Source organism: Pseudomonas sp. RL (genome assembly GCF_000647775.1).
GTDB lineage: Bacteria > Pseudomonadota > Gammaproteobacteria > Pseudomonadales > Pseudomonadaceae > Serpens > Serpens flexibilis.
Genome location: NZ_JBOY01000001.1, coordinates 86,981 through 98,883, shown reverse-complemented (window position 1 = coordinate 98,883; position 11,903 = coordinate 86,981). Strand labels below are relative to the sequence as shown.

Here is an 11,903-nt window from a genome sequence, read left to right as displayed (position 1 = left end):
CATGAAGCATGTGATCCTGCGCCGCGCCGCGCTGTTGCTCGGCTGCCTGTATTGGCCCCTGATGGCTGTTGGGGCAGCGCCCCAACCCACCCATGAATTCATCCTCGACAACGGCCTTAAGGTCATCGTCCGCGAAGATCATCGTGCGCCGGTAGTGGTCTCCCAGCTCTGGTACAAGGTTGGCTCAAGCTACGAGCAGGCCGGGCTGACCGGCCTGTCTCATGCCCTGGAGCACATGATGTTCAAGGGCAGCGAGAAGCTCGGCCCGGGCGAATCCTCGCGCATCCTGCGTGAACTGGGCGCCGAGGAAAACGCCTTCACCAGCGACGACTACACCGCCTATTACCAGGTGCTGGCCAAGGATCGCCTGGCGGTGGCCTTCGAGCTGGAGGCCGACCGCCTGGCCAGCCTGCAACTGCCCGCCGACGAGTTCGCCAGCGAGATCAAGGTGATCCAGGAAGAACGCCGCCTGCGCACCGATGACCGACCCAGCTCGCTGGCCTACGAACGCTTCAAGGCCATGGCCTACCCGGCCAGCGGCTACCGCCTGCCCACCATCGGCTGGATGGCCGACCTCAAGCGCATGACCGTCGACGACCTGCGCGCCTGGTACCAGCGCTGGTACGCGCCCAACAACGCCACGCTGGTGGTGGTCGGCGACGTCACCCGCGACGAGGTGGAGCAACTGGCCCGCCGCTACTTCGGTCCGATTCCGGCCCGCGAGATCGTCCCGGCCAAGCGCCCGCTGGAGTTGGCCGAGCCCGGCGAGCGCCGCCTGACCCTGCACCTCAAGACCCAGCTGCCCAGCCTGCTGATGGGCTTCAACGTGCCCGGCCTGGCCACTGCCGAGAATCCGCGTGACGTGCACGCCCTGCGCCTGATCGCCGCGCTGCTCGACGGTGGCTACAGCGCCCGCCTGGCCAGCCGCCTGGAGCGCGGCGCCGAGCTGGTGAGCGGCGCCTCCGCCTGGTACAACGCCCACGCCCGTGGCGACAGCCTGTTCGTGCTGTCCGCCAGCCCCAACGTGCAGCAGAAGCGCACCCTGGAACAGGTGGAAGCCGCACTGTGGGAGCAGCTCGACCTGCTCAAGCGCGAGGCGCCCTCGCCCGAGGAACTGCAGCGGGTGCGCGCCCAGCTGATCGCCGGGCTGGTCTACGAGCGCGACTCGATCACCGCCCAGGCCACCACCATCGGCACCCTGGAAACGGTCGGCCTGTCGTGGCGGCTGATGGAGCGCGAACTGGAGGAACTCGAGGCAGTGACCGCCGAGGACATCCAGCGCGCGGCGCGCACCTATTTCACCCGCACGCGCCTCAGCGTCGCCCATGTGTTGCCCGAGGAGGCCGCCCGATGAAATCGTTTGTGAGTCGCAGCCTGTGCGGGCTGCTTGCCCTGGCACTGCTCGGCGGCTGCGCCAGCGGCACTGAGCCGCGCTTGGCGTCGCTGGCCGCACTGAAGGGTGAAGCCCCCGCCCGACGTGATCTGGACATTCAGCAATGGCGCACCGCCGAAGGCGCCAAGGTGCTGTTCGTCGAAGCGCGCGAGCTGCCGATGTTCGACCTGCGCCTGACCTTCGCCGCCGGCAGCAGTCAGGACCGCGGCGTACACGGCCTGGCCCTGCTGACCAACGCCATGCTCAACGAGGGCATCCGAGGCCAGGATGCCGACGCCATCGCCGCCGGCTTCGAGTCCCTCGGCGCCGAGTTCGGCAACGGCGCCTACCGCGACATGGCGGTGGCCAGCCTGCGCAGCCTCAGCGACCCCGCGCGCCGCGAGCCGGCGCTGACCCTGTTTGCCGACGTGGTCGGCCGCCCTACCTTCCCCAACGATGCCCTGTCACGTATCCGCAACCAGCTGTTGTCGAGCATCGAGTTCAACAAGAAGAATCCGGGCAAGCTGGCCAGCCAGGCGCTGTTCGAGGAACTCTACGGCGCGCATCCCTACGCGCATCCCAGCGAAGGCACCGCCCGGTCGCTGAACGGCATCCGCCAGGCCCAGCTGCGTGACTTCCACCGCCGCGCCTACACGGCCAGCAATGCGGTGATCGCACTGGTCGGCGACCTGTCGCGCAGCGAGGCCGAGGCCATCGCCGCCCAGGTGTCGCAGGCGTTGCCCAAAGGTCCGGCACGGCCCCGGACCGCCGAGCCCGTGGCGCCCGCACCCGGCCATCGGCATGTCGAGTTCCCCTCCAACCAGACCCACCTGCAGATCGCCCAGTTGGGTATCGCCCGTGGCAACCCGGACTACGCGGCGCTGTATCTGGGCAATCAGGTGCTTGGCGGGGGCGGCTTCGGGTCGCGGCTGATGGAGGAGGTGCGCGAGAAGCGCGGCCTGACCTACGGCATCTATTCCGGCTTCAGCCCCATGCAGGCGCGCGGGCCTTTCATGATCAGTATGCAGACCCGCGCCGACTACAGCGAAGGCTCCCTGGCACTGATCAAGGAGCTGGTGCGCCAGTTCCTCGCCGAGGGCCCGAGCGAAACCGAGTTGCAGCAGGCCAAGCGCGAGCTGGCCGGCAGCTTTCCGCTGAGCACCGCCAGCAACGCAGCCATCGTCGGCCAGTTGGGCGCTATCGGCTTCTACGATCTGCCGCTGGACCACCTGGAACGTTTCGTGGAAGAGGTGCAGGGGTTGAGCGCAGAACAGGTCAAGGCGGCCATGAACCGCCACCTGGATCCGGACGCCTTCGTGGTGGTCACCGTCGGCCCGACGGTGGCGCAGAGCGAACTGCCGCCGCCCACCGGGTCGACCCAGCCGCAGCCCGCCGGAGTACCGCACTGATGCGCCGACCGAACACCCCCGCGCCCAAGGCGCACGGTGGCACGGGCCAGTTGCGCATCATCGCCGGCGACTGGCGCAGCCGCCGTTTCAGCTTCCCCGACGGCCCCGGCCTGCGCCCGACTCCGGACCGGGTGCGCGAAACCCTGTTCAACTGGCTGGCCGCGTATGTGCCGGGCGCCCGGGTGCTCGACCCGTTCGCCGGCAGCGGCGCACTCTTCCTTGAAGCCCTGTCGCGCGGCGCCGGACAGGCTCTGGCGCTCGACCTCAACCCCGCCTCGGTAGCCTCCCTGCGTAGCCATCTGCAGACCCTGCAGTGTGCCGATGGCCAGGTGCAGCAGGCCGATGCGCTGCGTTACCTGGCCGAGCAGCCGGCGCAGGCGTATGACCTGGTGTTTCTCGATCCGCCGTTCCACCAGAACCTGTTGGTGCCAGCCTGCGAGCTGCTGGAGGAACGCGACTGGCTGGCCCCCGGCGCCTGGATCTACACCGAAAGCGAAGCCGTCCCCTCGGCCCTCGGCCTGCCGGCCAACTGGCGACTGCACCGCGAGAAGCATGCCGGGCAGGTGTACTACAGCCTCTGGCAGCGCCAGGCGTAACGCCGGCAGCGTGCAAGCGTTTGCACAGCGCCCGGCCGGTCCATCGCACCGGAGCGTGGCGGCCATGGCCGGCGCGCTGCTGCGCAACAATCCGCTGGGCCTGAGCAATGCGTTGCGCACAATTGAGTGCGGCCACGCGCAAAAGCCCGCCCACGCCGGCCGATGAAGTCGGCCAAGCCCTTGAACCGCGAGGGATACGGGAAGCTGGCACGCTCCTTGACTCAACTCCAGCCTGGTTCCCGAGCGATCCGCTCGGCATCCGGCGAACGGAGCGCGTGACTCCGCCCGCCTGATCGCGCCCATGGAACGGGGCGTTTCTGCGACGAGGGATAGTCATGTCGAGCACCCGCCTTTCTGTGCAACTGGCCGACCGGGATTGGCGAGTCCTCGCCTTCGAGGCCCAGGAAGCCATCGGCGAGCCGTACCGCATAGTGCTGCGCCTGGTGGCCGAGCACTCCGACCTGCCGCTGGACACGCTGCTGCGCCAGCCCGCCTGGCTCGACCTCGGCAAGGGTCGTGGCCTGCACGGCCTGGTCTGGCGCGCCACGCAAGAAGAAACCGGCAAGCGCCTGAGCCATTACCGCATCGAGCTGCGCCCGGCGCTGGCGTGGCTGGAGCAGCGCCACAACTGCCGGATCTTCCAGCAACGCAGCGTGCCGCAGATTCTCGCCGCGCTGCTGGCCGAGCATGGCATCCAGGGCGACGCCTGCCGCTTCGCCCTGGGCAGCGAGTATCCTCCGCGCGAGCACTGCGTGCAGTACGCCGAGAGCGACCTGAACTTCCTGCAGCGCCTGTGTGAAGAGGAAGGCCTGCATTTTCACTTCCAGCACCAATCAACCGGCCACGCACTGGTGTTCGGCGACGACCAGACCGTCTTTCCGCGGCTTGAAGCCACCCAGTGCTACCAGCCCGAAGCCGGCGCTCCCTCGCTCAGGCGCTTTGGCGTGCGCCTGGAAACCCGCAGCGCCAGCGTCACCCTGCGCGACCACGACTTCAACCAGCCGCGCCTGCTGCTGGAGGCCCAAGCCTCGGTTGAAGACAGGCAAGCAGCCGGCCTGGAGCTGTACGCCTATCCGGGCCGTTTCGATGACCGCAGTCAGGGCCGCCTGCGCGCCCGCCGTTTGCTTGAAGCCACGCGCCTGGACTGCCGGCAGGCCGAGGGCAGCAGCGACCAGCCACTGTTGGCCTGCGGTCACTTCATGGACGTACGCAACCACCCGCGCGAAGACTGCAACCAGCTCTGGCTGTTGACCGGGCTGCAGCACCACGGCTACCAGCCGCAGGCACTGGAGGAATATGCCGAAGCCGACCCGCAGGGAACCGCTGGCCAGCCTGGCTACCACAACCGTTTCACCGCCATACCCTGGGACGTGCCGGTTCGCCTGGCGCCTCGGCATTTGCGACCGCGCGTGCCGGCTACGCAAAGCGCAACAGTGCTTGGCCCGGAGAACGAGGAAATCCATTGCGATGCAGAAGGCCGCGTGCAGGTGCAATTCCACTGGGAGCGCCAGCCGCAGGACTTGAACACACGCGCCTGGCTGCGCGTGGCCAGCGGCTGGGCCGGCAACCGCTACGGCGCCTGGCTCCTGCCCCGGGTTGGCATGCAGGTGCTGGTCGGCTTTCTGGACGACGATCTCGACCAGCCGCTGATCACCGGCTGCCTGTATGACGCCGAGCACACGCCGCCCTACCCGCTGCCCGAGCACAAGACCCGCAGTGTCTTGCGGACCCGCAGCACGCCGGACGGCCAAGCGGGCAACGAGCTGAGCATCGATGATCGTGCGGGTGCCGAACAGCTCTACCTGAACGCCCAGCGTGACTGGGAGCAGCATGTGCGCCACAACCTCAGCATGCGCATCGGCAACCGACATCGGGAAACGGTGCAGGCCAACAGTCACAGCGAACGCCGGGGCGAGGAGCAGCGCATCATCCACGGCAACCGCCTGGTGGAACTCAAGGCCGACGACCACCTGAGCACGCAGGGCAGCCAGCACGTGAAGCTGGGGCAGGGGCAGTTCATCGAGGCGGGCCGGGAGATCCACCTGAACGCCGGGGAAAGGCTGGTGATCGAGGCGGGCAGCGAACTGACCGTGCAGGCCGGCGGCAGCTTCATCAGGCTGGATGCCGGGGGCGTGAGCCTGGTGGGGCCGCAGGTCAAGCTGAACGCAGGAGGCAGCGCAGGACAGGCCCGTACCGCCCAACCGCGGCTGCCCACACCCCCGCAGATGGGGCAAACACCCACAGCAGTGGCCACCCCATCCCGCTCGGCCGAGCGCCCACCGGCGCCTTCGGCACCTCCGCAACCCTCCCAGAGCCAGATGGCGGCCGCGCGGATCACGCGGGAGCTGGGCGCCAGCCGCTGCCCGGTGTGTGAATCCTGCGGCGAGGGACAGTGCCAGCCATGACCACCTCGCCCGCCCACTGGCTCAGTGAACAACAACGTCTGGGCCGCGACCTGTACCTCATCCTCGACCCGCTTGCCGAGGCCGAGCTGAGGGCCAGCCGCCCGGCGTCTGGAACGAGCCTTAACCTCTATGAGGGCAGCGAGGTGTCCCACCTGGCGGCAATCGGCCCCCGTCTGCTCGGCGTGGAGGATGCCGAGGCGGATTGGCTGCGAGCCTGGCTGACGCAGCCGGAGCGGAACTGGGGATGGCTGCTCAGCGCCAAGCCGCTCGACCTCCAGCGACTGGCCGGGCACTGGACGCAACGGTCGGTGGTGCGGGAGCAGGGCCGGCGTGTGCTGTACCGCTTCCAGGACAACCGCGTGATCGCCCGCCACCTGCAAGCCCTCGAGCCCGAACAGCGCCCCCTGCTGCTGGGCCCCGTTGCCAGTGGCCTGGCCTGGGACGGCCAGCGTTGGCAGCGCTTCGAAAACCCCGCGCCCGGCCACTACCCGGTGCCGGGTGACGCGCCCTGGCTGCAGCTGCCAGAGCCCGGCGCGGTCGCCCAGGCCATCCGCCGCCACAACCTCGAGCAATGGCTGTGGCAAAGCCACTGCGCTGCGCTCTGCCGCCTGCTCGAAAAGCGGGACCTTGTCTCCTGGCTGGACGAACAGCTGGCCCAGGCCGACATCTGGGGCTGGCACACCAACGAAGCGGTGAAGTTTCTGCTGGCCCATCAATTGCAGCCCGCGTGGGCCGGGCACGCCGCCTGGTCACCGCGCGAAGGCGAGCTTCCCGAGGCTCATCTGGCGCGTTGCCGCCGCACCTTTTCCGAGGCCATGGCATGAACCGATACCTGTTACGCCCCCTTTGGCTGGCCCTGCTGGCTGCGCCCTTGGGCGGCTGCGGAACTCTCGGCAGCCTGTTTGCCGAGCGCTTCACCTTCGAAGGCGAACTGCCCGCCGATTTCGCCCTGCGCGCCCAGGCGCACTACTACGTTGCCGAGTCCAATTGCCCGGGGCTGGTGTCGCGCAGCCAGCTGACCAAGAGCTTCGAGACGGCGTTCCACTCCGAACCGCACGGCTACCGCTTCGCCATTCCGGTGGGCTATCGGGTGGGGATATGCCAGGCCAGGCTCGCGCGGGTCGGCCTGTACATCAAGGGGCGCTACGGCGATGAGCGCTGGCAGCAGACCTACGACAACGGCGAGCTACGCGTGGTGGATGAGCTGCCGGAAGGCGCGGCGACCTTCCAGCCTGACGGCCACCTCAACAAGCAGGCGGTGTGCGGCTGGTTGTTTCAGATCAGCGCGCTGCGCTACGACATATCCAAATTGCTGAACTGCAAGGGGGCTGGCGCGTATCTGCGGCGAGAGGACCTGCCGGGCAAGACGCTGCGCCTGGATTTTTCGGTGGATCCGGAGGAGAAGCCTGCCCGGGACGATACTTGGATCAGGTTTCCCAAAGGCTGGAAGCCCTGTCTGCCAAAGCCAGGATGGCAGCGCTGCCAGAGTCCTCCCGCTTTCAAAACGTTTGAAATGGACGGGCGCGAATGCACCGTTTATCCCAACTGCACGGAGTAAGCACGGATGCCTACACCAGCCAATCAGGTTGAGGCCTTGGATTGCCCGTTACGCAGCCACTGGGTCAGTTTCCGCGTAGTGAACGAACATGCCCAAGGGTCACCGTATGCCGGCCTTTCCTATCAATTGCACGGCAAAGAAGGACAGATCTACACGGGCACGCTCGATAACGACGGCTTCGCACGGGCGGACAATTTGTTCTGCGGTGTTCTGAGACTGGACCTCTCGACTCCTTGTAATGGAGCATCCGGGACATGGTACGAAGAGCTAATCATCAGACCAGAGTTCAAAATTCCCCTGACAGCCCTGCAAGTCGCCGCCGAGCAGTCTCCCTTCGGCCCGCGCCATAACGGCCAGACCTATCTGGCCAAGGAGCGCGCGGTCGCCGAAGGCGCCAAGTTCTTTCGAGTGGAAGTCAGCGATTTCGTCGAAGCGGCGGCGCATCTGCCGGACCCGGACTCCGGATGGGCCCCCAGGCCACCGAAACTGAAAAACGCCACAGACCAGCAGCAGTTAGGCGTTGATCTGGAGCCCAATCGACATCACGTACTGGAAGTAAAGGCCTTACGCGCCTACCGCCCACTGCTCTCCCGGGACAAGGCTTTCTGTGCATTGAACGCCTATCACCTGGCGGTGATGAGCACCTTCGTCTATGCCCCGTTCAGCAAGGAAGCACCGTTCGGCACGCCGTACCAATCCGCTCCACCTCCTTACAAGGAGCCCGGCAGTATTGGTCACGTGCTGCGCGAAGGCCTGTCATGCGGAAAGCGGCCGACTCAGTTCAATACCGCAGGGCCGTATCACCTGTTGTATGAGGAAGTTCCTTATTCCAAGCGCCTGGAGGTCATGCCTTACGACCCCAGCCGTTACCGGGACGAGGCACTGCGAGGCTGGAATAACCCGGAGGATGTGCATTTCCTCTACCACGAGGACAGCGGAACCCAGGGGTTCATTACCCACAGCGACCGGGTGATCTTGATCTCCATACGTGGCACCCAGGGCCTCAAGGACATTCTGACGGACCTGGATGGCCGCCAGGAACCATTCAGCGGGGGCGTGGGGCAGGCACATCGAGGGTTTCATGGCGGCTTCAAAGCTGCTCAGGCCTTTGTGCAGCGCTATCTGGATGCGTTTTATCACCCCGACCACAGCATCATGGTCTGCGGCCACAGCTTGGGCGGCGCCATCGCCTTGTTACTCGCAGAGTGGTTACGGCGGGAACCGAAACAACCTCAAGTTCAGCTCTACACCTTCGGTGCTCCCCGTGCCGGCGACCGGACCTTCGTACAGGGCGCGCAGGAGCTGATTCACCACCGCCTGGTCAACCACAACGACCTGGTTCCGGGCGTACCCACTCCATGGCTGGATGCCGAGTGGAAGCTGCTGATGGCGGGCACCGCAACCCTGCATCTCTCCTCCCTGGGCGGGGCCACGCTGCTGTTGGCTGGACTCCTCAACCTGAAGGGTGACCCTTACGAGCACCATGGCGAGCAACGGCATTTCATGCCCCGCAAGAAGGACGCCAAGAGCGAGGCCTCGATACTCTGGCAACCGGGTTGCGAAGCCCTGGAAAGCCTGACCTGCGCCCAATACGCTGGCCTTCTCGACTTGCAGGGCGACATGCCACAACGCGGACAGCCCTCCCTGGCGGAACACTCCAGCGATACCGGCTACAGTCGGGCGGCTCTGACCACCCTGCTACGCTGGACTGCCAGCCTGGAGCGGGACGGCGAACTGTTCAGCCGAGAGGAAGCCGACGACCTGGCCGAGCAAGTTAAGGCGCTCGAGAGCGCACTGGCGGACTGGAGGCCTGGGAGCTACCTGCAGTTCCGCCGCGCAGTCCGCTTGCGACATGACCGCCGCTTCTACAACAAAAGCGAGGAGGAGCTGCGTCGCATTTACGATCAAGGCGTCCTGCTGGCCAGCCAGCTGGCCCACAGCCAGCGGCAACAGCTAACGCGCACCCTGCTGCGCCTGCAGACGCAGGGCCAACGCCTGATTACTCCGCAGGCCGTGTTCGGCGAATTCGCTCAGCGGCCCGATCTACCGGAGCTGGTTTCGCAGTGGCGGGCGGCGAAGGAGAACCGCCATGCCGAGCGCTTGGCCCGCTTGCCGGTGCCACAAGAGCGTGCCTACGGGTGACTCCGGAACGCCTATGCCGCCCCAAGGGCTCAGTAGAACGCCACCACCTGCCCATCCCGATCAAACCCCAGGAATTGGCCAATGCTGCCGCTCTCAATGGCGGCCACCATCTGCTTGAGCGGCTGCTCGGCCGCGTCGCTGGAGGGCGCGACGCCACCGCGCCCGGAAAGGCCGGCGACCAACACCAGGTCCCAGCCGATGCCGGTGCGAGCGGCCTCGTCGCGCAAGGCGGGGAAGTCGGTCAGCTCGGCGGGCAACTTGTCCACACAGAGCACCGGGCGCAGGTTGCCCCCCGCGCCGGCCTCGAAACGGCGACGCTCCTCGGCCGTGGCATCGGCGGGCAGCTCCGCACTGACGAACACCATCAGCAGACGTTGCGGCTGTGCCTGCTGCTCGGCGGCGCGCAGCAGATCGGCAAATTCGACGATATTCATGCAGGAAATTCTCTTTGGAAGCGGGCAGCGAGACTCTAGCATCCGGCCCCGACCGTCCCCATCTCTCCAAAGACATAGACCGCCGCGCCGACAACCGCGCTTCCCCTCACTCCGCTGCGCTTCTACGCTGAACTTCCGAGCACGAACGATTCAAGATTCCGACATGCACCCGTTCCGTCCCGCCTGGTGGCTACCTGGCCCGCATCTGCAGACCCTCTGGTCGCCGTTCTTTCGTACACCACCGCAACTGGCGCGCCAGCGCGAGCGGCTGTGGCTGGCGGATGGCGACTTCCTCGATCTGGACTGGCACGGCCCCCACGATGCCCGGGCACCGTTGGTGCTGGTGCTGCACGGACTGACCGGGTCGTCGTCCTCGCTGTATGTGCTCGGCTTGCAGCAGCGCCTGGCGGAGCAAGGCTGGGCGAGCGTCGCGCTGAACTGGCGGGGCTGTTCCGGCGAGCCGAACAGCCTGCCGCGCGCCTATCACTCCGGCGCCAGTGACGACCTGGCCGAGGTTGTCGCCCACCTGCGCGCGCAACGGCCGCTGGCTCCGCTTTACGCGGCCGGCTATTCGTTGGGCGGCAACGTGTTGCTCAAGTACCTGGGCGAAAGCGGCAGCGACTGCCCACTGCAAGGCGCGGTGGCGGTGTCGGTGCCATACCGCCTCGACCAGTGCGCGGACCGCATCGCCCTGGGCTTTTCACGCGTGTACCAGCGCCACTTCATGCAGGCCATGCGTGCCTATGTGCAGACCAAGCAGCAACACTTCCGCGAACAGGGCCTGCAGGAACATCTGCGGTGCCTGGAGGCACTCGGACCCCTCACGCAGCTGCGCACCTTCTGGGACTTCGACGGCCGGGTGACCGCGCCGCTGCATGGCTTCGCCGACGCCGCCGACTACTACCGCCGTGCCTCCAGCCGTTACTACCTGGGCGGTATCCGCGTGCCCACGCTGCTGATCCAGGCGGAGGACGATCCTTTCGTGTTTCGCCACAGCCTGCCGGAGGCCGGGGAGCTGTCCCTCACCACACGCTTCGAGCTCAGCCGCCAGGGCGGGCATGTCGGTTTCATCGAAGGCACGCCCCGCCAGCCCGACTACTACCTGGAGCGGCGCATTCCCGCCTGGCTGGGCGAAGTGCATGGGCGCGCGCAGGCACCCGAACGCCTGCCCAGCGCCAGCGAGCGACCTGCCTGACCCTGCTCAGGCGGCCAGCAGCCGCTCCATGTAAGCCTGCACCGCCTCGCGAAACCCGTCGCTCAGGTAGCCTTCTTCCAGGGCAAGCAGCTGATAGAGCCCGCGCCGCAGCTCGGCTTCATCCAGGCTGGCCGCCGACGCCGTGGTGCACAGGTAACGCACCCAGGACGTCGACAGAATCCAGGCGTTGAGGGCAAGCGCGTCCACCTGGCGCGCGGTCATGCACAGGATGCCGGCATCGACGAAGCCCTGATAGACGTGCCGGGCGTGTTCCAGGCTCTGCGCGGCGAACGTCCGGTAGCGCTCGGCCAGCTGCGCGTCACTGTCCAGCAGGTGTTCCAGGTCGCGGTGCAGGAAGCGGTAGCGCCACATGGCATCCAGCAGCGCCTGCAGGTAGCCGGCCTTGTCGTCCAGGGTCAGCCCGCGCCCGGCGGGCACATGCAGGAAGGTCCGCACCTCCTGCTCATAGGCGGCGAACAGCTCGGCGATGATCGCCTGCTTGTTGCGGTAGTGGTAATACAGATTGCCCGGCGAAATGCCGAGATGGGCGGCGATGTGATTGGTGGTAACGCTGCGCTCGCCCTGGCTGTTGAACAGCTCCAGGCTGGCCTGGACGATGCGCTCGCGGGTGCTGAGGGCTGGTGACATGGCGGACTCGGTAGCAAAGCGGTCGGGCTACGTTACACCGTCCGCACCCGTCGGGTTGCGAACGGCAGCCGAACGCCGACGGCCAGCTTTTCGTTGGGCTGTGATCCATCACAGGGCTTGGCATGCTGAATTGACAGTCTAGAG

The 11,903-nt window shown here is 66.9% G+C and carries 10 protein-coding genes; 8 read left to right on the top strand and 2 right to left on the bottom strand.

The features are described 5' to 3' along the window. Position 1 precedes the first annotated feature (1 nt). The 7 genes from AS93_RS0100490 to AS93_RS0100450 all read left to right on the top strand — a co-directional run bounded on the left by AS93_RS0100490 (position 2) and on the right by AS93_RS0100450 (position 9,482). Complete coding sequence (locus AS93_RS0100490; RefSeq protein WP_027588744.1) at positions 2-1,354, top strand: pitrilysin family protein; 1,353 nt, start codon at positions 2-4, stop codon at positions 1,352-1,354. Next, positions 1,351-2,781, top strand: coding sequence for a pitrilysin family protein (locus AS93_RS0100485; protein WP_027588743.1), 1,431 nt, complete (start codon positions 1,351-1,353; stop codon positions 2,779-2,781). Before AS93_RS0100490 ends, AS93_RS0100485 begins: the two co-directional genes overlap by 4 nt. Further along, complete coding sequence (rsmD, locus tag AS93_RS0100480) at positions 2,781-3,377, top strand: 16S rRNA (guanine(966)-N(2))-methyltransferase RsmD (RefSeq protein WP_027588742.1); 597 nt, start codon at positions 2,781-2,783, stop codon at positions 3,375-3,377. Before AS93_RS0100485 ends, rsmD begins: the two co-directional genes overlap by 1 nt. A 335-nt stretch (positions 3,378-3,712) precedes the next feature. Continuing rightward, on the top strand, positions 3,713-5,782 hold the full coding sequence (gene tssI, locus AS93_RS0100470) for a type VI secretion system tip protein TssI/VgrG (protein ID WP_027588741.1): 2,070 nt from the start codon (positions 3,713-3,715) through the stop codon (positions 5,780-5,782). Then, positions 5,779-6,606 (top strand): DUF4123 domain-containing protein, encoded by an 828-nt coding sequence (locus AS93_RS0100465; protein ID WP_027588740.1) that lies wholly within the window; start codon positions 5,779-5,781, stop codon positions 6,604-6,606. The genes tssI and AS93_RS0100465 overlap by 4 nt, the downstream gene beginning before the upstream one ends. Beyond that, positions 6,603-7,340 (top strand): hypothetical protein, encoded by a 738-nt coding sequence (locus tag AS93_RS0100460; protein ID WP_027588739.1) that lies wholly within the window; start codon positions 6,603-6,605, stop codon positions 7,338-7,340. Before AS93_RS0100465 ends, AS93_RS0100460 begins: the two co-directional genes overlap by 4 nt. Positions 7,341-7,346: 6 nt before the next feature. Then, the gene (locus AS93_RS0100450; RefSeq protein WP_177324714.1) at positions 7,347-9,482 is read left to right on the top strand and encodes a lipase family protein; all 2,136 of its coding nucleotides are present in this window, start codon (positions 7,347-7,349) and stop codon (positions 9,480-9,482) included. Positions 9,483-9,511: 29 nt separating this feature from the next. On the opposite strand, the gene AS93_RS0100445 is transcribed toward AS93_RS0100450, so the two are convergent. Next, entirely contained in the window at positions 9,512-9,916 is a 405-nt protein-coding gene (locus AS93_RS0100445) for a hypothetical protein (protein WP_027588737.1), read from the bottom strand. A gap of 163 nt (positions 9,917-10,079) precedes the next feature. On the opposite strand from AS93_RS0100445, the gene AS93_RS18490 reads away from it, so the two are divergent. Continuing rightward, the gene (locus AS93_RS18490; protein ID WP_051587291.1) at positions 10,080-11,111 is read left to right on the top strand and encodes a hydrolase; all 1,032 of its coding nucleotides are present in this window, start codon (positions 10,080-10,082) and stop codon (positions 11,109-11,111) included. 6 nt (positions 11,112-11,117) lie between these two features. On the opposite strand, the gene AS93_RS0100435 is transcribed toward AS93_RS18490, so the two are convergent. Continuing rightward, a complete protein-coding gene (locus AS93_RS0100435; protein WP_027588736.1) occupies positions 11,118-11,759 on the bottom strand; it encodes a TetR/AcrR family transcriptional regulator in 642 nt (213 codons plus the stop codon). Positions 11,760-11,903 lie beyond the last annotated feature (144 nt).